General features: G+C 70.9%; 23 protein-coding genes and 1 pseudogene. 14 read left to right on the top strand and 10 right to left on the bottom strand.

Annotated elements, in window-relative coordinates:
* The first annotated feature begins 9 nt into the window (after window positions 1-9).
* Both AB0I15_RS01725 and AB0I15_RS01720 read left to right on the top strand, forming a co-directional pair.
* Complete coding sequence (locus AB0I15_RS01725; RefSeq protein ID WP_358088466.1) at window positions 10-2,472, top strand: hypothetical protein; 2,463 nt, start codon at window positions 10-12, stop codon at window positions 2,470-2,472.
* 22 nt (window positions 2,473-2,494) lie between these two features.
* Window positions 2,495-3,130, top strand: a complete 636-nt coding sequence (locus AB0I15_RS01720; RefSeq protein WP_358088463.1) for a VOC family protein — start codon at window positions 2,495-2,497, stop codon at window positions 3,128-3,130.
* A 22-nt stretch (window positions 3,131-3,152) separates the two neighbouring features.
* On the opposite strand, the gene AB0I15_RS01715 is transcribed toward AB0I15_RS01720, so the two are convergent.
* Window positions 3,153-3,719: a TetR/AcrR family transcriptional regulator gene (locus AB0I15_RS01715; RefSeq protein WP_358088461.1), complete on the bottom strand. Its 567-nt coding sequence runs from the start codon at window positions 3,717-3,719 to the stop codon at window positions 3,153-3,155.
* A gap of 84 nt (window positions 3,720-3,803) precedes the next feature.
* Here AB0I15_RS01715 and AB0I15_RS01710 point away from each other — a divergent pair, with 84 nt between their 5' ends.
* A complete protein-coding gene (locus tag AB0I15_RS01710; RefSeq protein ID WP_358088458.1) occupies window positions 3,804-4,940 on the top strand; it encodes an FAD-dependent monooxygenase in 1,137 nt (378 codons plus the stop codon).
* On the opposite strand, the gene AB0I15_RS01705 is transcribed toward AB0I15_RS01710, so the two are convergent.
* From AB0I15_RS01705 to AB0I15_RS01695, 3 genes are all read right to left on the bottom strand, one after another.
* Window positions 4,867-5,823, bottom strand: coding sequence for a hypothetical protein (locus AB0I15_RS01705; protein WP_358088455.1), 957 nt, complete (start codon window positions 5,821-5,823; stop codon window positions 4,867-4,869). The two genes, AB0I15_RS01710 and AB0I15_RS01705, sit on opposite strands and share 74 nt — an antisense overlap.
* Before the next feature lie 169 nt (window positions 5,824-5,992).
* Entirely contained in the window at window positions 5,993-6,367 is a 375-nt protein-coding gene (locus tag AB0I15_RS01700) for a VOC family protein (protein ID WP_358088453.1), read from the bottom strand.
* 118 nt (window positions 6,368-6,485) lie between these two features.
* Window positions 6,486-6,830, bottom strand: coding sequence for a PRC-barrel domain-containing protein (locus AB0I15_RS01695; RefSeq protein WP_358088450.1), 345 nt, complete (start codon window positions 6,828-6,830; stop codon window positions 6,486-6,488).
* 151 nt (window positions 6,831-6,981) lie between these two features.
* Here AB0I15_RS01695 and AB0I15_RS01690 point away from each other — a divergent pair, with 151 nt between their 5' ends.
* The 4 genes from AB0I15_RS01690 to secA2 all read left to right on the top strand — a co-directional run bounded on the left by AB0I15_RS01690 (window position 6,982) and on the right by secA2 (window position 12,448).
* A complete protein-coding gene (locus AB0I15_RS01690) occupies window positions 6,982-8,061 on the top strand; it encodes an acyltransferase (RefSeq protein WP_358088447.1) in 1,080 nt (359 codons plus the stop codon).
* An 89-nt stretch (window positions 8,062-8,150) separates the two neighbouring features.
* A complete protein-coding gene (locus AB0I15_RS01685; protein ID WP_358088444.1) occupies window positions 8,151-8,966 on the top strand; it encodes an SAM-dependent methyltransferase in 816 nt (271 codons plus the stop codon).
* Window positions 8,967-9,174: 208 nt separating this feature from the next.
* Complete coding sequence (locus AB0I15_RS01680; RefSeq protein ID WP_358088441.1) at window positions 9,175-10,125, top strand: EamA family transporter; 951 nt, start codon at window positions 9,175-9,177, stop codon at window positions 10,123-10,125.
* A gap of 121 nt (window positions 10,126-10,246) precedes the next feature.
* The gene (gene secA2, locus AB0I15_RS01675; protein ID WP_358088438.1) at window positions 10,247-12,448 is read left to right on the top strand and encodes an accessory Sec system translocase SecA2; all 2,202 of its coding nucleotides are present in this window, start codon (window positions 10,247-10,249) and stop codon (window positions 12,446-12,448) included.
* Here the strand turns inward: secA2 and AB0I15_RS01670 are convergent, their stop codons facing one another.
* Window positions 12,449-13,045: a nucleotidyltransferase gene (locus tag AB0I15_RS01670; protein WP_358088435.1), complete on the bottom strand. Its 597-nt coding sequence runs from the start codon at window positions 13,043-13,045 to the stop codon at window positions 12,449-12,451.
* 95 nt (window positions 13,046-13,140) lie between these two features.
* Between AB0I15_RS01670 and AB0I15_RS01665 the strand changes: the two genes are divergently transcribed.
* From AB0I15_RS01665 to AB0I15_RS01655, 3 genes are all read left to right on the top strand, one after another.
* A complete protein-coding gene (locus AB0I15_RS01665; RefSeq protein ID WP_358088432.1) occupies window positions 13,141-13,635 on the top strand; it encodes a DUF1360 domain-containing protein in 495 nt (164 codons plus the stop codon).
* Window positions 13,636-13,741: 106 nt separating this feature from the next.
* Window positions 13,742-13,891: a GPGG-motif small membrane protein gene (locus tag AB0I15_RS01660; RefSeq protein ID WP_020543887.1), complete on the top strand. Its 150-nt coding sequence runs from the start codon at window positions 13,742-13,744 to the stop codon at window positions 13,889-13,891.
* A gap of 136 nt (window positions 13,892-14,027) precedes the next feature.
* On the top strand, window positions 14,028-15,809 hold the full coding sequence (locus AB0I15_RS01655; RefSeq protein WP_358088429.1) for a SpoIIE family protein phosphatase: 1,782 nt from the start codon (window positions 14,028-14,030) through the stop codon (window positions 15,807-15,809).
* On the opposite strand, the gene AB0I15_RS01650 is transcribed toward AB0I15_RS01655, so the two are convergent.
* From AB0I15_RS01650 to AB0I15_RS01640, 3 genes are read right to left on the bottom strand one after another with little or no spacing between them, the layout of a single operon-like run.
* Window positions 15,806-16,561 (bottom strand): metallophosphoesterase, encoded by a 756-nt coding sequence (locus AB0I15_RS01650; RefSeq protein ID WP_358088426.1) that lies wholly within the window; start codon window positions 16,559-16,561, stop codon window positions 15,806-15,808. The two genes, AB0I15_RS01655 and AB0I15_RS01650, sit on opposite strands and share 4 nt — an antisense overlap.
* Window positions 16,545-16,793: a BON domain-containing protein gene (locus AB0I15_RS01645; protein WP_358088423.1), complete on the bottom strand. Its 249-nt coding sequence runs from the start codon at window positions 16,791-16,793 to the stop codon at window positions 16,545-16,547. The genes AB0I15_RS01650 and AB0I15_RS01645 overlap by 17 nt, the downstream gene beginning before the upstream one ends.
* 45 nt (window positions 16,794-16,838) lie before the next feature.
* Window positions 16,839-17,891, bottom strand: coding sequence for a DNA topoisomerase IB (locus AB0I15_RS01640; protein ID WP_358088420.1), 1,053 nt, complete (start codon window positions 17,889-17,891; stop codon window positions 16,839-16,841).
* Window positions 17,892-17,997: 106 nt separating this feature from the next.
* Between AB0I15_RS01640 and AB0I15_RS01635 the strand changes: the two genes are divergently transcribed.
* From AB0I15_RS01635 to AB0I15_RS01625, 3 genes are all read left to right on the top strand, one after another.
* A complete protein-coding gene (locus AB0I15_RS01635) occupies window positions 17,998-18,204 on the top strand; it encodes a hypothetical protein (protein ID WP_358088417.1) in 207 nt (68 codons plus the stop codon).
* A gap of 7 nt (window positions 18,205-18,211) precedes the next feature.
* The gene (locus AB0I15_RS01630; protein ID WP_358088414.1) at window positions 18,212-19,225 is read left to right on the top strand and encodes an SDR family oxidoreductase; all 1,014 of its coding nucleotides are present in this window, start codon (window positions 18,212-18,214) and stop codon (window positions 19,223-19,225) included.
* A 117-nt stretch (window positions 19,226-19,342) separates the two neighbouring features.
* Window positions 19,343-21,172 (top strand): transketolase, encoded by a 1,830-nt coding sequence (locus AB0I15_RS01625; RefSeq protein WP_358088411.1) that lies wholly within the window; start codon window positions 19,343-19,345, stop codon window positions 21,170-21,172.
* 464 nt (window positions 21,173-21,636) lie between these two features.
* Here the strand turns inward: AB0I15_RS01625 and AB0I15_RS01620 are convergent.
* Window positions 21,637-22,014: pseudogene (locus AB0I15_RS01620) on the bottom strand (ChaB family protein); the annotation flags it as partial.
* Between the two features lie 13 nt (window positions 22,015-22,027).
* Window positions 22,028-22,309, bottom strand: a complete 282-nt coding sequence (locus AB0I15_RS01615) for a hypothetical protein (RefSeq protein WP_138694333.1) — start codon at window positions 22,307-22,309, stop codon at window positions 22,028-22,030.
* A 59-nt stretch (window positions 22,310-22,368) separates the two neighbouring features.
* Here AB0I15_RS01615 and AB0I15_RS01610 point away from each other — a divergent pair, with 59 nt between their 5' ends.
* The gene (locus AB0I15_RS01610; protein WP_358088407.1) at window positions 22,369-22,857 is read left to right on the top strand and encodes a shikimate kinase; all 489 of its coding nucleotides are present in this window, start codon (window positions 22,369-22,371) and stop codon (window positions 22,855-22,857) included.
* The last annotated feature ends 1 nt before the right edge of the window (window position 22,858 follow it).

Below are 22,858 nucleotides of genomic sequence, written 5' to 3'. Positions count from 1 at the left end.
TCATCCCGCATGACTGATCGGCTGGGGGGCTACTGGCTCGGCGCCCGGATCGACGGCGGCGGGCAGGTCATCGTCCGCGAGGCCTACGACGAGTCGGGCGCGCGTCACGCGCTGGGCGTGCCCGCCCTGCCGGACGCCGCCGCCCGGGCCAGGCTCGCCGCGGCGGCGGAGGCGGCGGGGCACGTCCGTTCCCTGTCGGTGGCCAGGCTGACCGAGGCGTGCCTGGAGGGCGAGCCCCCCTACCTGGTCAGCGAGTACATCGAGGGCCCCACCCTGCGTCAGGTCGTGGACCGGCACGGCCCGTACGCGGGCGACGACCTCTACCGGCTGGCCGCCGCCACGGCCACCGCGCTGGCGGCCGTGCACGAGGCCCACGCGGCGCACGGGGCGCTCACGCCGGACAAGGTCGTCCTGGGGGCCGAGGGGCCGCGGCTCGTCGGGCTGGGGCTCGCGGGCGACGGCGGGGGGCCGCCCGCCGACGTGCACGCCTGGGGACGCCTGCTGATCTTCGCCGCGTACGGCCCCGAGGAGCGATTAGGCGGCGGCGAGCGCCTCGACCGCCCCTTACGCGGACTGGTGGCCGCCGCGCTCCACCGCGACCCCGAGCACCGCCCGAGCGCCCGCCAGCTCCTGATGTCCCTGCTCGACGCGCCCCAGTCCCAGCAGGGCCGCCTGCTGCCCCCCGAGCCCATCGACGACCCGCCGCTCGGGGCCCGCGCCGAGGCCGTGTACGCGCGGCTCAGCCCGGCGGAGCAGGACCGGGTGCCCGACGTGTTCCTGCGGCTGGTGGGGCTGGACTCCGACGGCGCCGACACCGTGGTCGGGGCCGCCGCCGAAGAGCTGGTCGCCGGACGCGGCGCGGAGGAGGCGTCCGCGATCGCGCGGGTGCTGGCGGCGTACACGGGGGCGGGACTGATCAGCGAGAACGGCGGGGCGTCCATCACGCACGCGGCGCTGCTGCGGGCCTGGCCGCGGCTGCACGAGTGGCTGGACGGCGAGCGGGACGGGCTGGGCGTGCAGCGGGAGCTGGCGGGGGCGGCCCGGCAGTGGGAGGCGGGCGGGCGGCGGGAGGCGCAGCTCTTCCAAGGGGAGCCGCTGGACAGGGCGCTGGCCTGGGCGGCCGGCGGGCGGCGGCGGGTGACGCTGAGCGCGGGCGAGCAGACCTTCCTGGACGCGGCCATCGCCCGGGGCCGCAGACGGTCACGCCGGCGCTGGGCGGCCGTGGCCGGGCTGCTGCCGCTGGTGCTGCTCCTGGGGTTCTGGCAGACGTTCTGGCAGCGGAACGCCGCCGACGGGCGACTCGAACAGGCGATGGCCAAGGTGGCGGCCTCACGGTCGGAGGCGCTGCGGCTCACGGATCCGGTCACGGCGCGCAAGCTCGGCCTCGCCGCCTGGCGGCTGGCGCCGGTCCCCGAAGCCCGGCGGGCGCTGGCGACGGCGGACGCGGCGGTGGCCGTGTTCACCGACCCGTGGGCGGGGCCGCGCTCGCTGCACGCCATCAGCGACGACGGCGCCAGGCTGGCGGCCCTGGAGGAGAACACGCTGCGGGTGTACGACCTCGCGTCGGGCCGCGAGGTCGCGCGGGCCGCCGGGCCCGTCCAGAGCGTGCGGGCCATGGCCTGGTCACCCGACGACCGGACGCTGGCGCTGGTCGGGGTCGATCGCTCGTACCTGTGGGACACCCGTGCCTCCGCCGTGGGGCCGCCCTTCGGCCGGGGGCTCGGAGCGCCCGGGGAGCAGGCCGCGTGGTTCAGCCCGGGCGGTGAGCTGCTGTTCGCGGCGGCCAGGCAGTCGGGCGAGCGGTGGGCGTGGGATCTGCGGGCGGGGCGGGCGGCGTACGTGGGCGAGTACGCGGTGATCGGGCCGGGCGGGCGGGTGGCGCTGGTGTTCGACGGGAAACGGTCGGAGATCAGGCGGCCCGGTCGTACGTCGCCGGCGCCGTGGCTGGACCGGATGCCGTGGGAGTACACGACGTTCGCGCCGGACGGACGGCGGGTGGCGATCGCGGAGGAGAGCGGCATCCAGATCTACGGGCTCGACGGGCTCCCCACGAACGACCCCCGGTTGCGGCCGTCGCCCGGGTACCTGCGGTTCAGCGCGGACGGCAGGCTGCTGGCGAGCACGGACAACGACCACGTACGGGTCTGGCGCCTCACCGGCGGCACGCGGTCCGGCGAGCCGGCGGGACCCGGCGACGGGCCCGAGGCCGCCGTGACCGCCACCGGCGGTGAGCCGATCGTCGACCGGCCGGTGGCGGCGGCCGGCGTGGACCGCCCGGCGCGGGCCGTCTTCACGCCGGACGGCCGCCGGCTGCGCGTGCTGACCGGCCGCGGCGTCGTCCTCACCCTCGACCTGACCGCCCAGCCGGCGCCCGCCGACCACGCGGCGCACGTCTGCTCCCGCTACGGCGGGCTCTCCCCGCGGGAGTGGTCCAGGCACCTGCCGGAGCTCCCCTACCGCGAGGTGTGCTGACCTCGCGCGGCACAATGTCACCGTGACGACGCTGGACCACCTCGTGTACGCCACTCCCGACCTGGACGCCACCGTGGCGGAGCTGGAAGCCTCGCTCGGCGTCCGGGCCGCGACCGGCGGACGGCACCCCGGGCTCGGCACCCGCAACCACCTGATCGGGCTCGGCGGCAGAAGCTATCTGGAGATCATCGGCCCCGACCCCGGCCAGGAGACGCCGGCCGGGCCCCGGCCGTTCGGCATCGACGAGCTGGCGGGCGCGGCGCTGGTGAGCTGGGCCGTGGCGGTCGAGGACATCGACGCGGCCGTGGCCCGGGCCCGCGCCCGGGGCCACGATCCCGGCGACCCGCGCGACATGTCGCGCCGCACCCCGGCCGGCGACCTGCTGAGCTGGCGGCTCACCCCGCCCCCGCAGGCCGGGCGTGGCCTGGTGCCGTTCCTCATCGACTGGGGCGCCACGCGGCACCCGGCCGAGAGCGGCCTGCCGCCGATCGCGCTGCTGTCGCTGACCATCGCCCACCCCGACCCGGCCGCGGTGGCCGGGCGCCTGGCGGCCGTCGGCGTTCCGCTCGACGACGGCGGACCCCGGCTCGTCCAGGCGCCACGGCCGCACCTGAGCGCCGTCCTGTCCGGGCGGCACGGCGACGTGACACTCGCCTGATCCGCGCGGGCGGCGAGCGCGGCTACGGCCTGGTCTCGCCGAGCATGCCGGTCAGCAGGTCGCGCAGGCCGTCGTGGAGTTCCTCGAGCGTGGGCACCGCGCCGGCGCCCGCGATGGCGTCGAACATGAGCCCCTCGCCGAAGGCCACGAGCTGGCGGGCGTGCCGCACCGGGTCACGGGAGCCCATGGCGGCCAGCATGGCGACGGCCGGGTCGCGGAAGCGGCGGCCGGCCTCGTCGTAGATCACGCGCAGCTCGGGCCGTCTGGTGGCCTCCAGGGCCAGCTCGTAGCGGGCCAGCGTGCGCCTGCGGTCCAGGAGCTGCAGGTGCAGCGCCTGCGCCATGAGGGCGGGCAGCCTGGAGCGCTCGTAGGAGTCCTCCTGGTAGGCGCCGGCCAGGACCTTGACCTCCAGCTCCGTGAGCCGCGACAGCGTCAGCTCCAGCAGGGCCGCGCGCGTGCGGGCGAGGTTGGACGTGGAGCCGGGCGGCAGGCCCGCGGCCTCGTCGACGGCCCGGTGGGTGAGGCCGCGCATGCCCCGCTCGGCCAGCAGGGTGATGGCGGCGTCGGCGACGGCCTCTGAGCGTTTCACGGAATCCCATACTACGGGGGTAGTGGGCCCGAACTACAGGCGTAGTAGGCTGACACTACAGACGTAGTACGAGAGGGGTCTGCGATGGCCAGGGCTGTGGTGATCGGCGGCGGCGTCGGCGGGCTGACCGCCGGGGTGGCGCTGCGCCGCAAGGGGTGGGACGTGACCGTGCTGGAGCGCGTGCCGGCGATCGAGCCCGTCGGCTCCGGGCTGGCGATCTCGGCCAACGCGCTCAAGGCCCTCGACGCCGTCGGCCTCGGCGACGACATCCGCAGGCTCGCCACCGCCGAGGGGCGGCTGGGCCTGCGACGCTCCGACGGGACGTGGCTCACGCACACCTCGGAGGCCGACGCGGACGCCAGGTACGGCGACTCGGTCGTGGTCATGCTGCGGGCCACACTGCTGGACGTGCTGGCCGACGCCCTCGGCCGGGAGCGCCTGCGCCTGGACACGGCGGTGACGGAGGTGGACGCCGCCAACGGCGTCGTACGGACGGAGGCGGGCGACCTCGACGCCGACCTGATCGTGGCCGCCGACGGCATCCACTCGGCCACCCGGCACGCGCTCTTCCCCGAGCACCCCGGCCCCGTGTACGCGGGCGTGACCGCCTGGCGCGGCCTCATCCCCCGGGGCGGCCTGGACATCCCGAGGTCGGAGAGCTGGGGCAGGGGCACGGTGTTCGGCATCCACCTGCTGGCGGGCGACGTCGTCTACGTCTACGCGACCGACGTGCTGCCCGCGGGGACCGTGCACGAGGACGAGCGGGCGGAGTTGCTGCGCAGGTTCGGCGGCTGGCACGAGCCGATCCGGGCCCTGCTGGAGGCGGCCGACCCGGCCAGGATCATTCGCAACGACATCTACCACCACGCCGAACCGCTGCCCGCCTACCACCAGGGCAGAGTGGCGCTGGTCGGAGACGCCGCGCACGCGATGACGCCGAACCTGGGGCAGGGCGCCTGCCAGGCGATCGAGGACGGGGTGGTGCTGGCGCACGTGGCCGGGGGCGACCTGGCCGCCTACAGTGCCGCCCGCATGGAGCGGACCAGGAAGATCGTCCGGCGGTCGATGACGTTGTGCCGGATGACCAGGCTCCGCAACCCCGTCGCGGTCCGGCTGCGCGACCTGGCGCTGTCGGTGGGGGCCCGGGTCAGCCCAGATCTGATGTTGCGGTCGATGGACGAGATGCTGCGCTGGCGTCCACCGTCGGAGACGACACGGTGATCTTGCGCTCCAGCGGCACGGCGGGCTTCACCGGCCGCACCGCCTTCGCGGGGGCGGGAGCGGCGTGGTGGTCGGGGGCCAGCCGGCCGAGGGTGATCGTGCCGCCGATGGTCAGCGCGGCGGCCAGCAGGGCGGGGATGGCGGTGGACGGGTTGGTGGGCAGCGGCTCACCGAGCAGGATCGCGCCGGCCAGCACCGAGGTGATGGGGTCGATGACCTGGACCCCGGCGTAGGCGATGCCGAAGTAGCCCACGGCGTAGGAGCGTTGCAGCAGCACCGTGGCGCAGATCAGCAGCACGGGGATGGCCAGGCTGAACCAGTGGATCAGCCGCCCCCAGTCGCCCTGCATCCCGCCGCCGACCACGCGCACGAAGGTGGACACGCTCGCGGTGGCCACTCCGGCGCTGGCGGCGAGCAGCAGGGCCTTGGCCGAGCCGTGCACCCGGCTCGCGGCGAACTGGGTGGCCAGCGTGATGACCGCGATCACGGCCACGAACCCGAGCGCGGCCCCGTCGCCCAGCCGGGGCGTCACGTTGTGCGAGGGCACCAGCAGCATGAGCCAGAGCAGGCCCACGGCCACCGCGACCGAGCCGATGATCTCCCCCTTGTACGGTTTGCGCCCGTACATGAACGCGGCCAGCGGCACGGCGAACACCAGCGTGGCCACACTGATCGGCTGAACGGCCACCAGCGGGGCGAAGCTGAGCGCCACGGCGTGCAGGCACGCGCCGGTGAAGCTGATGGCGCCGCCGATCCACCAGCGAGGGCGCTTCACCAGCCTGAGCGAGGCGCCCTCGGCCACGGCCTCGTACTGCTGCAGCGCCGCGCCGAGCGCGTATCCCAACGCCCCTGCCAGGGCGATCAGCATGCCGACCCAGGTCATCGCGGCCCGCGCAGGGACAGGGATCCTTTCAAGAGCATTGCTCCAGCTTATGAGGCCGGCGCCGCTCCAGAATCATCCTTTAGGCTGAAAAGTCGGCGTACGTTGTGTGTGACCAGCACGAACATGTGGCCCATCTTTGGGCCCGGCAGGGGTCCCGATTAGCCCCGGATTAGGACTGTTCGGGGCAGACGCAGAACAGGTGGCCCTCCGGATCCTGCAGCACGATCCAGCGCGTGCCCTCCTCCGTGACGCCGGGCTGGAACTCCGGCTTGGTGGCGCCCAGCGCGACGTACTCCTCGACCGCCTTCGCCACGTCCGGCACCCGGAAGTCGAGGTGGAACTGCTTGTCGGGGCTGGGCCAGGTGACCGGCTTGCGGTCGGCGACCCGGCCGAAGTAGATGCTGGTGGAGCCGTCGCCGAGGGCGGCGTACTCGTCCTCGGAGTACTGGATCTCCATCCCGGTGACCTCGTGGTAGAACGCCGCCAGAGCCCTGGGGTCGGCGCAGTCGATGGTGAAGGCCAGAAGCCTTGCTTTCGTCGTCATGCGGACCAGCCTGCCAGCCGTACCTGCCACCTTCTGTCAGGTACGCGGACCTTCCGGTGCGAAGACGAGAAGAGGGCCGCGCCCTGTGCGGACGCGGCCCTCCTCTTACGGCACGGGGTCACCCAGGGAAGCGGCCGTAGTAGTCCCCCAGCCGCGTCCGGTATTCGGGTTCCTTGAACGTGCCCTCATCGAACTCGGGCGCGGCCTTGATCTCGGCCTTGGTGCGTGCCACGAACACGTTGCGTTCCTGGGGATCGATGCTCGTGATCATCATGGCCGGGAGCAGGACCTTCTTGCCGAAGATCCACGGGCCGGTGTCGACGATGATGTAGCTCTCGCCCACATCGTACGTCGCCTCATCGACGGACCCGATCTTCCCGTCGGTGGCCTGAACGTGGTAACCCACGAGGTCCAGAGCCTGCCCACGGTCGTAGACGTCGGGACGATAGTTCCAGAGCTCCATTGGTGCTCTCTCCCTCTCTTCTTTCCGTCTTCTCGGGCAAACTCCCTGCTACCCGTCAGTATCGCGGTAAACCCGTAAGAGTACGTTTGACGTTCTTTAACCATCCATCAAGCTGTTGCCACCACCCTCTTGACATCAGACGGGAGACAACATGCGAGTCAAGGCAGAACGGTTATACGAGATCGACGGGCTTCGCCTGCTGGCGGCGCTGTTCGTCGTCCTGTACCACTACGTGTTCTCCGGATGGGCCGGCGACAAGACGACTGTGACGTTCGTCACGGAGAGCGCGTGGGCGAAGTACGGCTATTTGGGTGTCGACCTGTTCTTCCTTATCAGCGGCTTCGTCGTGTTGATGAGCGCGTGGGGCCGGACCCCGCGCCAGTTCGTGGTGTCGCGGGTGGTGCGGCTCTATCCGGCGTACTGGGTGGGCATCGCGATCACCGCCGTGGTGACCGTGACGCTGGGTCAGGGCATGTTCAAGCTGACGCTGCCGCAGGTGCTGGCGAACCTGACGATGTTCCAGTCCGTGCCCGACATCAAGGATGTCGACGTCGTCTACTGGACGTTGTGGGCGGAGATGCGGTTCTACCTGCTCATCCTGGCCTTCACCTTTGTCGGGATGACGAAGGGCCGGATCATGGCGGCCCTGTGGGCGTGGCTGGGGCTGACGTTCCTGGTGCAGTTCGGCCTGCTGCCGGGGATAGCGGACCTGATCGTGCAGTCGGAGTTCTCGCACTACTTCATCGCCGGGATGGCGCTGTTCATGTTCTACAAGTTCGGGCTGAACTGGCAGATCGCCCTGCTGGTGCCGATCTGCCTGGGCAACGCGGTCTACCGGGCGATCGGTTACGCCGAAGCGGTCGGCGGCCGCTACTCGGTGACGTACTCGCCCGCGATCATCACGGCCGTGGTCGTGCTCATCTTCCTGGTGATGACGTTCGTGGCGCTGCGGGTGACGCGGCCGCTGGCCCGGCCGGGGCTGGTGACGGCGGGCGCGCTGACGTACCCGCTGTACCTGCTGCACGCGCACATCGGCTTCATCCTGCTGGCCAGGCTGCAGGACACGGTCAACAAGTACATGCTGCTCGTCGGGCTGATCCTGGTGATGCTGGGGGCGGCGTACCTGGTGCACCGGTTCGTCGAGCGGCCGCTCGCGCCCAGGATCAAACGGCTGCTGTCGAAGCGCGAACCCGCCCCCGAGCCGGTCCCGGTGGGCACCCCGACCCGATGAGCTGACTGTCCTGACAACCGCCCGCCAAGCGGCGCCTCGAAGCTCGCCGTGTGGATACGATCCGCGTCACGGACTGTAAGGGGAGCAGGATGAGTCTCAGTGATGGACACGAGTGGGCTCCTCCCGGAGTCGACCCCGAGCGGCCCAGCGTGGCCCGGGTGCACGACGCGCTGCTCGGTGGCATGGAGAACTTCGCCTCGGACCGTTCGGTGGCCCGCAAGCTGAAGGCCGCGGTGCCCGAGGTGGTCGACCTGGTCTGGTGCAACCGCGCCTTCATCGGCAGGGTCGTGGACTTCCTGATCCGCGAGGCGGGCATCAGGCAGATCGTCGACCTCGGCTCCGGACTGCCCACGGTGGAGAACACCCATGAGGTGGCGCAATTCGCCGACCCCGCGGCCCGGGTCGTCTACGTGGACATCGACCCCATGGTGGAGCCGCACGCCCGCGCCATCCTGCACGGCAACCCGTACGCCGACGCCATCACCGCCGACGCCCGCGACGTCGACGCCGTGCTCGGCCACCCGGCGCTGCGCCGCCTGATCGACCCCGCGCAGCCCACGGCGATCCTCGTCATCGGGCTGCTGCACCTGTTCTCCGACGAGGAGGACCCCTACGGCCTCATCAGGCGCTACATGGACGCGCTGGGGCCGGGCGGCTACCTGGCCGCCTCGAACTTCCTGGCCTCCGACAGCCCCAAGGCCAAGGCGCTGGAGGTCATGCTGCAGGCCACCATGGGCACCGGCCACTTCCGCGACCGGGCCGCCATCACCCGCTTCTTCGACGGGCTGGTCCTGGTGGAGCCCGGGGTGGTGCACTTCCCCGAATGGCACCCCGACGACCGCATCCCCGGCCCGCTCGCGCCCTGGGAAGAGCTGCTGCTGGGCGGCGTCGCCAGAAAACCGTGAGGCGGCCGGTCCCGCGCCGGAAAACCCTGAGGCGGCCGTGGCCGCACGCCCGCTAAGGTGGCCCTCATGCCGCGACGTCTGATCTGTTCCCCTCCGCCCGCCCGCTAGCGGGCGGCATTTCCGAAGATCTCCGGGTCTGACAGATCCGGGGGTGGTCGCTGCCCGCATACGGGCCCATTCCGACCACTCCTTCCGGAGAACACCTGTCATGACCCACGTCTCCGCCCGGCGGGGCGCCTTCTACGTGTCCGTGGCCGCGACCGCCTGGGGCACCGGCGGCGCCGCCGGATCCCTGCTCTTCGAGACGGGCGGCCTCGGCCCGCTCGGCGTGTCCCTGTGGCGCTATCTCCTGGGCGCCGCCTTCCTGCTGATCCTCACCCGCCGCGTGACCCGCGGCGTCACTGACAGTGCCGCTCACAGTGCCACTGGCGGAGCCGCTCACAGTGCCACTGGCGGAGCCGCTCACGGGGCCGCCCGCGCCCGCCCGCTCACCAGCCGCGTCCTGCTCGCGGGCGCCGGGATGGCCGTCTACCAGGCCGCGTACTTCGCCGCGATCGCCCACTCCGGCGTGGCCGTCGCGACCGTGGTGACGATGGGGGCCACGCCCGTCTTCACCGCCCTCGGCAGCCGCTTCCTGCTCCGCGAGCGTCTCGGCGGGACCGCGCTCTGCTCCCTGGTCGCCGCGCTGGCCGGGCTGGTCCTGCTCACCGGAGAGAGCGCGCTGCGGGCCTCCTCCGTCACCGGCATCGCCTTCGCCCTCGTCTCGGCCGCCGGGTACGCCGGGGTGACCCTCCACTCCCGCCGCCACAAGGACGACGATCCGCAGGCCATGGCCATCGGCGGGTTCGTCGTCGGCGCGGTGTGCCTGGCGCCGTTCGCGCTGGTGGAAGGGGTGGTGCCCGAGGTGAGCTGGACGTCGCTGGCGCTGCTGGCGTATTTGGGGGCGGTGCCGACCGCGCTCGCGTACGGGCTGTTCTTCCGGGCGCTGACCGTGCTGCGGGCCACCACCGTGTCGATCATCTCGCTCGGCGAGGCGGTCGGCGCGGCACTGCTGGGCGTGGCGGTGTTCGGCGAGCGGCTCACGCCCCTGGCCTGGTGCGGGTGCGCGCTGCTGCTGGCCGCCGTCGCCGTGCTCGCCTCACGTGCCGATGCGGCGTGATGTGACGGCGTAAGCCGCCGGATGAGCTAGGGTCCGGTACGGCGACGCTTGTCGTATCGTCGCTCCGCTCCCCTCCCTTGAAAGAGGGAACGGTGTCGGCGAAGCGCGCGTTGGAGGAACTGTGGCCTCGATTAAGGGAATACTGAGGAACCTCCTGGATCGTCCAGGCGGTGTCCCCCTGACTTCCTACCAGAAGATCGTCAAAGCGGCGGACGGCCGGGCCGGCCGGGTGGGTGGGCTCGACGAGCTGCCGGTGCCGAAGATGGACGATCTGGCCGAGTTCTGTGCCCTCGCGCGCGAGGCCGCCGACCGGACCCTGGGGCTGCGCCCGTACGACGTGCAGCTTCTCGGAACGCTGGCCCTGCTCGACGGGAAGGTCGCGGAGATGGCGACCGGCGAGGGCAAGACCCTCTCCGGCGCCATGGCGGCGGCCGGTTACGCCCTGCAAGGCAAGCGCGTGCACGTCATCTCGGTCAACGACTACCTGGCCAGGCGTGACGCCGAGTGGATGGGCCCCTTCTACGAGGCGCTCGGCGTCAGCGTGGGCTGGATCGGGCAGAACTCCACGCCCGAGGAGCGGCGCGAGGCGTACGCCAAGGACGTGACCTACGGGCCGGTCAGCGAGATCGGGTTCGACGTGCTGCGCGACCGGCTGCGCACCGACGCGGGCGAGATCATCGTGCCCGCCCCCGAGGTCGCCCTGATCGACGAGGCCGACTCGGTGCTGGTCGACGAGGCCCGCGTGCCGCTGGTCATGGCCGGGGCGGCCGACCCCGGCGACTCGGTGCCGGAGATGGCGGCGCTGGTGCGGCAGCTCGTCCGCGGCTACCACTACGAGATCGACGAGCAGGCCCGCAACGTCTATCTCACCCCCAAGGGCGCCGACAGCGTGGAGAACCTGCTCGGCGTCGAGCTCTACGACGAGCACGAGCCCGGCGCGCTCATCGAGATCAACCTGGCCCTGCACGCCCACGCGCTGCTGGCCCGCGACGTCGACTACATCGTGCGCGACGGCAAGGTGCAGCTCATCAACCCCTCGCGCGGCCGGGTGGCGCTGCTGCAGCGCTGGCCGAACGGCCTGCAGGCGGCCGTGGAGGCCAAGGAGGCGCTGCCGCCGAGCGAGAAGGGCGAGATCCTCGACTCGATCACCGTCCAGGGCCTGATCCGCCGCTATCCGCAGATCTGCGGCATGACCGGCACCGCCGTGGCCGTCAGCGAGCAGCTCGGCGAGTTCTACGGCCTCAAGGTCGCGGTGATCCCGCCCAACCGGCCCTGCGTGCGCACCGACGAGCCCGACCGCATCTACCCGACCGTCCCCGACAAGGACGCCGCGCTCGTGGAGGAGATCCAGGAGGCCCACGCCACCGGCCGGCCCATCCTCATCGGCACGCTCGACGTGGCCGAGTCGGAGAACCTCGCCAAGCTCCTGCAGCGGCGCGGCCTGGAGCCGGTCGTGCTCAACGCCAAGAACGACGCCGAAGAGGCCGCGATCATCGCCAGGGCGGGCGAACGCGACGCCATCACGGTCTCGACCCAGATGGCCGGGCGCGGCACCGACATCCGCCTCGGAGACGGTGTCGGCGAGCTGGGCGGCCTCTACGTGATCGGCTCGGGCCGCCACGCGAGCAGCCGACTGGACGACCAGCTCCGCGGCCGCGCGGGCCGCCAGGGCGACCCGGGCGGCTCGGTGTTCTTCGTCAGCATGCAGGACGACCTGATCACCCAGTTCGTCCCCGACGAGCGTCCTCCGGCCGCCGACGCCGACGGCGTCGTCCGCCACCGGCGCGGCATCTACCTCGTGGGCCACGCCCAGCGGGTGGCCGAGGGCGTCAACCTGGAGATCCACCGCAACACGTGGCGTTACACCCGCCTGCTCGAGCACCAGCGCGAGCTGATCCTCGAGTGGCGCGACAAGGTCCTGCACGGCGACGCCGCCGCCACGGCGCTGGCCACCGCCGACCCCGAGCGCTGGGAGTCCATGCCGGAGGACACGCGTGACGAGACGGCCCGCCAGATCGTCCTGCACGCCATCGACCGCTGCTGGACCGAGCACCTGGCGTTCCTGACGGACCTGCGCGAGGGCATCCACCTGCGGGCGCTAGGCCGGATGAGCCCGATCGACGAGTTCCACCGGGAGGCGGTGGCGGAGTACAAATCGCTGCTGGCCGAGGTGGAGCGGCGTTCGCTGGAGTCGTTCGAGGCGCCGGAGCCGGATCTGCAGCGGCCGGCGGCGACGTGGACCTACCTGGTGCAGGACAACCCGTTCGGCACGGAGTGGGACCGCATCCTCAAGCGGGTCACCGCGGCCACGCGGCGGGGCTGATCACGGCCACTTGGGGTCGCCCGACGGCTCCACGGGCCCGGTGAGCACGCCCAGCCGCTCCAGCAGGGTGATGAACGTGGCCGCGTACGGCGAGTGCGCCGTCACGGCGGCCACCCGCGGCCAGTCGACCTGCTCGCGCAGCGCGCGGACCTGGGCCAGCAGCGCGCCGTAGTCGCAGGCGTGCTCCGACAGCGGCAGGAGCCACGAGATGACCAGGTCGGTGGCCTCCAGCACGGGAACGATCACCGCCGAGGCCTTCAGCGGCTCGGCCCGGTCGAGCAGCTCATCGGTGATCGCCAGGTCGGACACGCGGAAGATCAGGTCCACCAGCCGGCCCTCGTCGTAGGCCTTGACCAGCCAGTCCTCCGGCGGCTTGGCCGTCTGGAAACCCAGCCCGCGCAGCGCCTCCAGCGCGGCCGGCACGTCGTGCTCGGTCAGCACGAAGTCGACGTCGTGCAGCGAGGGCGCGGCTCCCCGCGCGTAGGCGGCGCATCCTCCGGCCAGCGCGAACTTCACTCCGGCATCCTTCAGCCCGGAGCTGGCCCGCTTGAGCGTGTCGAGGATGGCATCGGTGACGGCATGACCATGGCTGCTCATGAGGTCGGGCTACCCAAACGATCGTCAACTAGGCGTCGTCGTCCGGGCAACCGAGCCGAGAGTACGGGCCTGGGCTGGGGGTAGCGCCAGGAGCTATGACCGAAATGCTGCAGAAGACGGAACGGGACTACGAGGCGGGGCACGACAGACCGCTGAAGGGTTACATCGGGCTCCTCAGCGCGTACGGGGGCACGGTCGCGATGGCCACGGCCGCGGCCCTCCTGGCGGGACGCAGGGCGCCCGACCACTTCGGGACGATGGACCTGCTGCTGATGGCGGCGTGCACGCACAAGATGTCGCGGCGCCTGTCCAAGGACCCCGTCACCAGCCCGCTGCGCGCCCCGTTCACCCGGTACGAGGGCCAGTCCGGTCCCGCGGAGGTGCGGGAGAAGCCGCACGGCGCGGTGGGCGAGCTGCTCGCCTGCCCGTTCTGCCTGGCGCAGTGGATCGCCACCGGCTACGCCGCCGGCCTGGTGTTCGCGCCCAAGGCGACCCGGCTCGTGGGCGCCACGATGACGGCGGTGGCCATCTCGGACTGGCTGCAGCTCGCGTACGCGAAGCTGATGAAGTCGGCCGGCGAGAGCGACTAGTGACGCCTGCGGGAAAATGGCCGGACAGCGAGCTGAATTTCCGACTCGCCCGTCAGCGAATGGAAAAAGATGTTAAGCGGGCATCGCTGGGGGCAGTTGCAGGCCCATGGCTACTTTGCTCTGGATCATCGCAGTAATCCTCGTCATCGCCGGGATCTACGTCATCCTGGCCCGGCGCGACCTGCTGTGGGGGATCGTGCTCATCGTTCTCGGTTTCCTGGTCGGGCCTGGCGGGGTCAGCATCTTCAATGTCTAGGGGCGTCACCCGCCCCGGTCCCTGTTCATCCTTACCGCTGGGCCGATTCTCCGAGAACGGCCCAGCGGTACCTTAGTTTTGCCGAAATATCGTCAGTACCGCTCCTCAGCCCGGCGTGCCCGGGCATGAGGAACGTGTGAGCAAATATCCGCCGTTCGGCCGCTACGAGAGCGGCGCTGCCTCGGCGAGAGTCCGGGACCAGCTCGCGCGGCTGCGGCATCACATGCGCAACGAGGCCATCCTCGACGAGGCCACCGCGCGGCTCGCGATCGGGCTCAACGTACGGCCCGGCGAGGCCGCCGAGCAGCTCGCCAGGATGGCCCAGCACAGCGGCCTCGATCTCGTCGAGGTCGCCAAGGGCATCGAACGGCCCCCCGAGGAGGAGCGGGGGCCACTCGAGGTTCCCCTGTGGGTACGCGGCATGCTCGAGGCCGTCCACGCCTCGGCCCTCTACCTCACCCCCGTCAAGGACTCCACGGACCGCGTCGTGGACTTCCTCATCCTCGCCGCCAACCGGCACGCCAGGACCGTGGCCGGCCGTACCTCCGCGGAGCTGGCCGGGCGCCGGCTCATGGCGGTCAGCCCCGGCGTGGCCAGCTCGGGCCTGCTCGACGACTACATCACCGTCTACGAGAGCGGCGAGCCCCTGCACCGGGAGCCGCTGGAGTTCGTCGAGGTGATGGACTACCTGCTCTGGCCGGCCACGCTCAGCGTGCGCGCGGCGCGGGTGGACGACGGGCTGCTGGCGAGCTGGCGGACCATCGACGACGAGGAGCTGCTCGTCTCCGGCTGGGAACGCGCCCAGCGCCTGGCCGAGCTGGGCTGGGGCGAGTGGAACCTGGCCACGGCGCGCACGCTGTGGACCCCCCAGATGTACGAGATGTTCGGCCGCGACCGCGCCTTCGGCCCGATGGCCCTGGAGGAGCTGCCCTCGGTGGTGATGCCGGAGGACCTGCCGGTGGTCGAGGAGCAGCTACGGTCGCTGCTGGAGTACCGCGAGGCGGTCGAGACCGAGTTCAGGATCCAGCACCGGCACGGCGTGCGGCATCTCAGCGTGTTCAGTGAGCCGATCCTCGACACCGACGGCCTGCCGGTCAAGGTGCGCTACCTCGTCCAGGACGTGACCAAGAACCGGCGCAAGGAGCGGGCCCTGGCCGTGGCGCACGAGCAGGCCCATTGGCAGCGTAAACGGGCCGAGGAGGAGCACCAGGTCACGGTGCAGCTCCAGAACACGATCTTGCCGCTCCGCCGGGGCCTCGTCCACCTGCCGGGCCTGACGGTCGCCGTACGGTATCTGCCCGGTGAGGAGCCGACCCGGCTGGGCGGCGACTGGTTCAAGGCCCGGCTGATCCCCGACGGCAGAGTGCTCCTGGCCATCGGGGACGCCATGGGCCACGGGCTGACCGCGGTGAGCATCATGTTGCAGATGCGCTCGGGCCTGGCCGGCCTGGCCTACACGGGAGCCTCCGCCGACCAGCTCACCACCTGGCTGAACGACCTCATCGTGCACTCCAGCGAGGGCATCACGGTGACCGGCACCACGATCATCGGCCACTTCGACCCCGAGGGCCGCACCTTCTCCTGGACGAACGCCGGCCATCTCGCTCCCCTGCTGATCAGGAACGGCCGGGCCGAGCTGGTGAACGGGGTGCCGGGGATGATGCTGGGGGCGTTCGACGCCACCGAGTACCGGATGAGCACCACCCGCCTGGAGTCCGGCGACATGCTCGTGCTCTACACCGACGGGCTCGTCGAGCGGCGCGGGCAGGACCTGGACATCGGCATGAACGCCCTGGTCCAGGCGGCCTGCTTCTGCGCCGGCGACGATCCGGAAGAGGTGATCGCGTGCCTGCTCCGACGGCTGGGCGGTGAGAGCGCCGAGGACGACATCTGCCTCGTCGCCGCCCGGGTGCTCTAGCCTTCCTCGCCCGGGAACCCGTTGTCGCAGTTCAGGCAGTAGACGGCGTACGCCTTGCCGATCACGGGCAGCGCGACGTTGCGCACCCTGATGCCGCCGGGGGTCATGCCCTTCTCCCTGCCCTTGTGCGCGTGCCCGTGCAGGATCAGGTCGGCGCCGGCCGTGTCGACCGCCTCGGCCAGCAGGTAGCTGCCGAGGAAGGGGTAGATCTCCGGCGGCTCGCCCTCCAGCGTCTCCTTGATGGGGGAATAGTGCGACAGCACCACGCGCTGGTCGGCCACGATCTCCTTCAGCGCCACCTTCCACGCCTCGGCGATGTAGCGGGTGTGGGCGATGAAGTTCTTGATCTCCCGCTCGCCGAACTCGCTCGCGCTCTTGCCGGCGTACCCGCCGCCGAATCCCTTGCCGCCGACCACGCCCAGCTTCTTGTCGCCGCACTGGACCACGGCGCCGTCGTCGTCCAGCACGACGACGCCGGCGTCGCGCAGTTCCGCGGCGATCTCGTACTGCAGGTCGGAGTGGTAGTCGTGGTTGCCCAGCACCGCGACGATGGGGATCTCCAGGCCGCGCAGCTCGTCGGCCACCAGCCGGCCCTCCTCCAGCGTGCCGTGCCTGGTCAGGTCACCCGCCAGCATGAACACGTCGGCGCGGTCCTCGATGCCCTCGAGCTTGGCCCTGTACTGGCCTCTGACGTCCTCGCCCAGGTGGATGTCGCCTACGGCCGCAATACGCAGGTCAGTCAAGGTGCTCATCCTCTCCCGGCTTGGATGCCTGAACGATGTTGATCTCGTTGTGCACGTGGAGCTCGGGCGCGGCCTCCTTCGCTACCTGGCCGAGCCTCTCCCGCTGCTCGGGGCCGCTCACCTGCCCGCGCAGGAACAACTGGTCGCCACGTATGTCGACGCGAATTCCGAGCTCGTGCGTGCGCGCGTCCTCGGCCAGCGCCTGCTGGACTCGGGCCGCGACGTACTGCGGAGCTTCCATCGCTCTCCTCCTTCTTCTGTCGGCGCATGCCCGGGCACGAACGGCTCAAACGGCACGAATTAGGTCGATTACGGCCTGCTCCACCGTGCCCGCCGTGGCGAGCTGCCCGAAATCGACGTCCGCGCCCAGCTCGGTGAGCACCGCCGCGATCGTCCTGTCCTGGTCGTACGCCTCCACCACACGGGGGTCCACGTACGACGCCCTGGCCACGGTCGGGGTGTTACCGAGATACTCGGCGACCTCCCGCATCACCCGGACGATCGCCCGCTGCTTCCTGCCCTCTCCTTCGTCCGCCGCCAGACGGGACACCGCCAGCCCCACGGCCGCCAGGACCGTGGCGTGCCAGGTGCGGAAGTCCTTGGCGGTGACCTCGTACCCGATGGTCTCGCGCAGGTAGTCGTTGATGTCCTCGCTTCTGATGTCGGCCCACCCGCCTTCGTGGCGGTAGCGCAGCAGCTCCCCCTCCACGCCGAGGGCCTTGAGCGACCTGAGCACCTTGCACGCGCCGGGATCGGCCACCTCGACCTCGCGGCGGATGTCGCCCTTGGCCTGGTAGGAGCAGGTGATGATGCCGCCGGCGCAGACGATGTGCTCCATCCTCAGCGTGGCCAGGCCGAAGGTGTCGTAGCTCTCGCCGCCGATGCGGAAGAAGCCGATGTCGAGCAGCCGGGCCGCCGTCGCCAGCACTCGCGCCCGGGTCAGGCCGCGCCCTTTGAGCTGGTCGTCCACGGACTTCCTGAACGCGGGCAGCCGCTCGGCCACCTCGAGGATCCGGTCGAACTTGACCCGGTCCTGCTGCTCGCGCCACACGTCGTGGTAGCGATACTGCCGCCGCCCGGCGGAGTCGGTGCCGATGGCCTGCAGATGCCCGGTGGGCGAGGCGCAGATCCACACGTCGGTCCAGGCCGGCGGGATGGCCAGCGCCTTGATGCGCTCCAGGGTGGCGGGGTCGCGGACCGGCTTCCCGTCGGGGCCCGCATAGCTGAACCCGCGCCCGCGGCGGCGCCGCGAGATGCCCGGCTCACTCTGGTCGCTCGGATGCAGCTCGGCGGCGTGACCGCCGGACCGGGGCTCCTCACGGGGATCTGGCTCGGGCACGCAAGGCGGGCTACCCCAGACGTTAGGTAACAAACGGCAAGGGCAGGTGAGCGATATGTCTGATAACGGAGAGTGGCACGAGGAAAGGGACCGGAAGGGTCATGCCATGGTGCCCGCCACACCGCGTGACGTGGTGCACCTCAGGGTCGGCTCTTTCATCCTGATGTTCCTGTTCGCTTTCGCGGTGCTGGGAATCATCGCGCAGGCGCCGGTCATGACGGGCATCGCCATCGTCCTGGCCGTGATCACAGTGATCGACATGACACTGGCGGCACGCCGCCAGAAACTACGACATAACGGAGAGGCTGGCTGATTTCAACATGGCACCACTGAGAGGGCGGGTCGTAGTGGTGACGGGTGCGAGCGGCGGCGTCGGGCGCGCCGTCGTCCGCGAACTGGGCGCCCAGGGCGCCAAGGTGGCGCTGATCGCCCGGGGCACGACCGGGCTCGGCGCAGCCGCCGTGGACGTCGGCACCGAGGGCGGCACCGGCCAGGTCTACGAGGCGGACGTCGCCGACTACGACCAGGTACGCGAGGCGGCCGAGCGCATCGAGACGGAGATGGGTCCGATCTCCGTCTGGATCAACACCGCGTTTTCCTCGGTGTTCGCGAAATTCACCGATATTTCCCCCGATGAGTTTCAACGCACCACCGAAGTGACGTATCTCGGATATGTCTGGGGCACCAAGGTGGCGCTGGAACTGATGGGACCGCGGAACGCGGGAGCGATCGTCCAGACGGGTTCGGCCCTGTCGTATCGCGGCATCCCCCTGCAGTCGGCGTACTGCGGGGCCAAGCACGCCATCAAGGGCTTCACGGAGTCGGTGCGCACCGAGCTGCTCGCCGACGGCAGCAACGTCGGGATCACGCTCGTACAGCTCCCGGCCGTCAACACACCCCAGTTCGAGTGGGTGCTGTCCAAGCTCCGCCGGCATCCCCAGCCCGTACCGCCCATCTACCAGCCGGAGGTCGCGGCCAGGGCGATCGTGTACGCGGCCGAGCACCCGGAGCGCAAGGAGTACTGGGTGGGGACCAGCACGGTGGCCACCCTCCTGGCCCAGCGGGTCGCCCCGGCACTGGTGGACCGGTACGTGGCGATGACCGGCGCGAAATCCCAGCAGACCGACGAGAAGGAGCCGAGCGGGGTGTCGAACCTGTGGGAGCCGGCGGACGAGTCGACCGACTACGGCGCCCACGGCACCTTCGACGACCGCTCCCACGCGCGCAGCCCCCAGGTCTGGCTCTCCCAGCACCGGCGTCCGGTCCTGCTCTCGCTGGCCGGCGGAGCGGCGGCCGCCGCGTTCGCGGCCCTGCGCCGCACCAAGCGGTCCTGACCCCCGCACTCAGGTTCGTCACGATACGGGCAGGCGAGCGTCACAGCAGGTGACGGGGCGCCGACTTAAGCCTGCCCGTGGGGGTAGACGGCCTGAAACCCATTCGAGGAGGGCTCGATGCCTGAACGCGATCTCCAGTATTTGGCCGGGCTGGCCGCACAACTGCGCGTCGACTCCGTACGGGCGGCCGCGCAGGCCGGTTCCGGCCATCCGACCTCGTCCATGTCCTCGGCCGACCTCATGGCCGTGCTGTTCGCCTGCCACCTCCGCTACGACTTCGATCACCCCGACCGCCCCGCGAACGACCACTTGATCTTCTCCAAGGGCCACGCCTCCCCCCTGCTCTACTCCCTCTTCAAGGCGGCCGGCGTCATCGATGACGAGGAACTGCTGTCGTTCCGGCGGCGTGGCAGCCGGCTGGAGGGCCACCCGACACCGCGGCTGCCCTGGGTCGACGTGGCCACCGGATCGCTCGGGCAGGGGTTGCCCGTCGGAGTCGGGGTGGCGATGGCCGGGCGGCTGGAGCGGCTGCCGTACCGGGTGTGGGTGCTCTGCGGCGACAGTGAGCTGGCCGAGGGGTCCATCTGGGAGGCCGCCGAGCACGCCGGGTGCGAGGGGCTGGCCAACCTGACCGCGATCGTGGACGTCAACCGGCTCGGACAGCGCGGGCCGACCCGGCACGGATGGGACACCGGGGCCTACGCGCGCAGGTTCGGGGCGTTCGGATGGCACACGATCGAGATCGACGGGCACGATCCCGGGCAGATCGACTACGCGCTCGGCGACGCCCGCAACACGCGCAGGCGGCCCACCGTGATCCTGGCCAAGACCCGCAAGGGCGAAGGAGTGCTGGAGGTCGAGAACCGCGAGGGCGCCCACGGGAAGGCGCTCAAGGATCCGGACAAGGCGGTGGAGGAGCTCGGCGGGTCTCGTGCCGTGCGGGTCGAGGTGCACAGGCCCGAGATGGCCGACGCGGTGCCGTACCGGTTCGAGTCGAAGGCGTTGAAGCTGCCCGCGTACCGGGCCGGGGAGAAGGTCGCGACGCGGACGGCGTACGGGGAGGCGCTGAAGGCGCTCGGGGCGGCCCGGGGGGACGTCGTGGCGCTGGACGGCGAGGTGGCCGACTCGACGAAGACGGAGGCGTTCGGCAAGGAGTTCCCCGAGCGGTTCTTCGAGATGTACATCGCCGAGCAGCAGCTCGTGGCCGCCGCCATCGGGTTCCAGGTACGCGGGTGGGTCCCGTACGCGGCCACGTTCGCGGCGTTCCTGACCAGGGCTTATGACTTCATCAGGATGGCCGGGGTGAGCGAGGCGTCGATCCGGCTGGTCGGGTCGCACGCCGGAGTGGCGATCGGGGAGGACGGGCCCTCACAGATGGGCCTGGAGGACCTGGCCATGATCCGGGCCGTGTACGGCAGCACCGTCCTCTACCCCTGCGACGCCAACCAGGCGGCGGCGCTGGTCGCGGAGATGGCCGACCTGGACGGGGTCTCCTACCTGCGGACCACGCGGGGCGACACACCGGTGATCTACCAGCCGGGCGAGCAGTTCCCGGTGGGCGGGTCGCGGGTGCTGCGGCACTCCCCCGGCGACCGGGCCACGATCGTGGCGGCCGGCGTGACCGTGCACGAGGCGCTGGCGGCGGCCGACGAACTGCGCGACGCCGGCATCCCGGTGGGGGTGATCGACCTGTACTCGATCAAGCCGGTCGACACCGGTGTGCTGGTGGAGGCGGCCACCACCACGGGCAACCTGATCACGGTGGAGGACCACCGCCTTGAGGGCGGGCTGGGCGACGCGGTGATGGACGCCGTGAGCGAGCTGGGGCCTCGGGTGGTGAAGCTGGCGGTGACGGGACTGCCCGGGTCGGCGAAGCCGGAGGAGCAACTGGCGGAGGCCCACATCGACAAGAACGCGATCGTCGAGGCGGTCAAGCGCCTCCTCTGACACATCCTCCGGCACATCCTCCAGCACGGCGGGCGGGGACATGGGTGAGGGCCGGCGGGTGAGGTGGGTGGCTCGTCGCCACCATCGCCTCCGTCGCCGGCCCCCGGTGTGTGGTGGAACGGTCAGCGGGCCTTCGCCGTGGCCCTGGGCTTGGCCGTTGCCTTCATCGTGGCCTTGGGCATCGATGTGGACATCGCCTTGGCCGCGGTCTTCGGCTTGGCCATCGCCTTCGCCGTTGACTTGGGCTTGGGCATGGCCTTCGTTGTGGTCTTGGGCTTGACGGTGGCCTTCGCCGTGGTCGTCGGCTTGGGCTTGGCCATCGCCCTCGCCGTGGTCGTGGTCGTCGACTTCGGCTTGGACATGGCCTTGGCCGTGGACTTCGGCTTGGCCGTGCTCTTCGTGGTGGCCTTTGTCGTGGATTTTGTGGCGGACTTTGTGGCGGCCCTCGACATGGCCGTGGTCGCCGCCTTCGTCGTGGCCCTTCTGTTGGCCTTCCTGATGGCGTCCACCAGCTCGGTCTTGGTCATTTTCGACCGGCCGACCACGCCGAGCTTGGCGGCCACACCCTGCAGGTGCTCCTTGCTGGCATTGGCGTTCACGCCCTCGGCCGTCTTTCCGGACCGGGTCGTGGCGCCCTTGTCGGAAGGGCCCTTCCCCGACTTCGGCTCCCAATGGTCGCCGATCTTCTCGAAAGAATGCTTCAGCGCGGCGAACGCGGTCATGTGCGCGCGTCGTCCCTCGCCGTACTCCTTGACGGCTGAATCGTGTGCCTTGACCCACGTGTTCTGCGCCTTCTTCGGCGAGCGCTTGATGGTGGACGGCAGTTCTTCGACTCCTGGCATGCCGATTTACCTCCTACAGCGGCGGTTCGTCGTAGCGGCGCCGCTCCTCGTAGACGGTGGTCCTCCGTGTCTCCGGCTCCTCGTAGATCTCGTGACGGTGCACCGGCTCGTCGATCGGACCGACGGCCCTGCGCGTCACGGCGATCCGGTATATGCCGAACAGAAGTCCGGCCAGACCACCGAGCATGAGGATGACGCCCACTACGTTGATGTCGAGGCCGGCGAGATCGAACTCGACGGCCCAGGTGAGAATCGCACCGAGCATGATGAGGATGATGCTTCCGGCGATGGTCATCAGATTTACCTCCTTGACGCGAAGGAACATCTATCCACATGTCGAAAAACAAACCAATCGTGGTGATCGGACTCATGGGATCCGGCAAGACGACCGCGGGCCGACTGATCGGTGAGGCCCTTGACCTGCCCTTCAGCGACAGCGACCCGTTCCTGGTCGCGCGGTACGGAGGCACCGCCGCGCAGATCGCCGGACGCGTCGGAGCGGACGAACTGCACCGGTACGAGGCCGAGCACGTGCTGCACGAGCTGGCCGGCGAGCCCAAGGTGATCGCGGCGGCGGCCAGCACGATCGAGGATCCCAAGGTGCGGGAGGCGCTCCGCGACGCGTTCGTGGTCTGGGTGGACGCGGCCGACGAGGTGCTGGCCCAGCGGATGCGATCGAGTGACCACCGCCCCGACTTCGACCCGGCCGCGATGCGGGCCCGTCGTGAGCCGTACTTCCGCGAGGTGGCGGACCTGGTGTGCGACGTCGGAGACCTGCGGCCCGAACAGGTGCGGGACGCCACGCTGCGGGAAATGGGTTTGCCCGCAGGTGATCAGGACTGAT

The sequence above is a fragment of the Nonomuraea sp. NPDC050643 genome (genome assembly GCF_040654715.1).
Classification (GTDB): domain Bacteria; phylum Actinomycetota; class Actinomycetes; order Streptosporangiales; family Streptosporangiaceae; genus Nonomuraea.
The sequence above is the reverse complement of the archived record's forward strand: the minus strand, read 5'-3'. Positions and strand labels throughout refer to the sequence as shown.

Coding starts and splice junctions, on each gene's coding strand:
- AB0I15_RS01700 (WP_358088453.1), bottom strand. CDS start 6,367: ATGACGACGAAAGCAAGGCTTCTGGCCTTCACCATCGACTGCGCCGAC.
- AB0I15_RS01615 (WP_138694333.1), bottom strand. CDS start 22,309: ATGACCATCGCCGGAAGCATCATCCTCATCATGCTCGGTGCGATTCTC.
- AB0I15_RS01630 (WP_358088414.1), top strand. CDS start 18,212: ATGGCACCACTGAGAGGGCGGGTCGTAGTGGTGACGGGTGCGAGCGGC.
- AB0I15_RS01685 (WP_358088444.1), top strand. CDS start 8,151: ATGAGTCTCAGTGATGGACACGAGTGGGCTCCTCCCGGAGTCGACCCC.
- AB0I15_RS01660 (WP_020543887.1), top strand. CDS start 13,742: ATGGCTACTTTGCTCTGGATCATCGCAGTAATCCTCGTCATCGCCGGG.
- AB0I15_RS01695 (WP_358088450.1), bottom strand. CDS start 6,830: ATGGAGCTCTGGAACTATCGTCCCGACGTCTACGACCGTGGGCAGGCT.
- AB0I15_RS01665 (WP_358088432.1), top strand. CDS start 13,141: ATGACCGAAATGCTGCAGAAGACGGAACGGGACTACGAGGCGGGGCAC.
- AB0I15_RS01645 (WP_358088423.1), bottom strand. CDS start 16,793: ATGGAAGCTCCGCAGTACGTCGCGGCCCGAGTCCAGCAGGCGCTGGCC.
- AB0I15_RS01690 (WP_358088447.1), top strand. CDS start 6,982: ATGCGAGTCAAGGCAGAACGGTTATACGAGATCGACGGGCTTCGCCTG.
- AB0I15_RS01625 (WP_358088411.1), top strand. CDS start 19,343: ATGCCTGAACGCGATCTCCAGTATTTGGCCGGGCTGGCCGCACAACTG.
- AB0I15_RS01705 (WP_358088455.1), bottom strand. CDS start 5,823: ATGACCTGGGTCGGCATGCTGATCGCCCTGGCAGGGGCGTTGGGATAC.
- AB0I15_RS01680 (WP_358088441.1), top strand. CDS start 9,175: ATGACCCACGTCTCCGCCCGGCGGGGCGCCTTCTACGTGTCCGTGGCC.
- AB0I15_RS01725 (WP_358088466.1), top strand. CDS start 10: ATGACTGATCGGCTGGGGGGCTACTGGCTCGGCGCCCGGATCGACGGC.
- AB0I15_RS01650 (WP_358088426.1), bottom strand. CDS start 16,561: ATGAGCACCTTGACTGACCTGCGTATTGCGGCCGTAGGCGACATCCAC.
- AB0I15_RS01710 (WP_358088458.1), top strand. CDS start 3,804: ATGGCCAGGGCTGTGGTGATCGGCGGCGGCGTCGGCGGGCTGACCGCC.
- AB0I15_RS01635 (WP_358088417.1), top strand. CDS start 17,998: ATGGTGCCCGCCACACCGCGTGACGTGGTGCACCTCAGGGTCGGCTCT.
- AB0I15_RS01670 (WP_358088435.1), bottom strand. CDS start 13,045: ATGAGCAGCCATGGTCATGCCGTCACCGATGCCATCCTCGACACGCTC.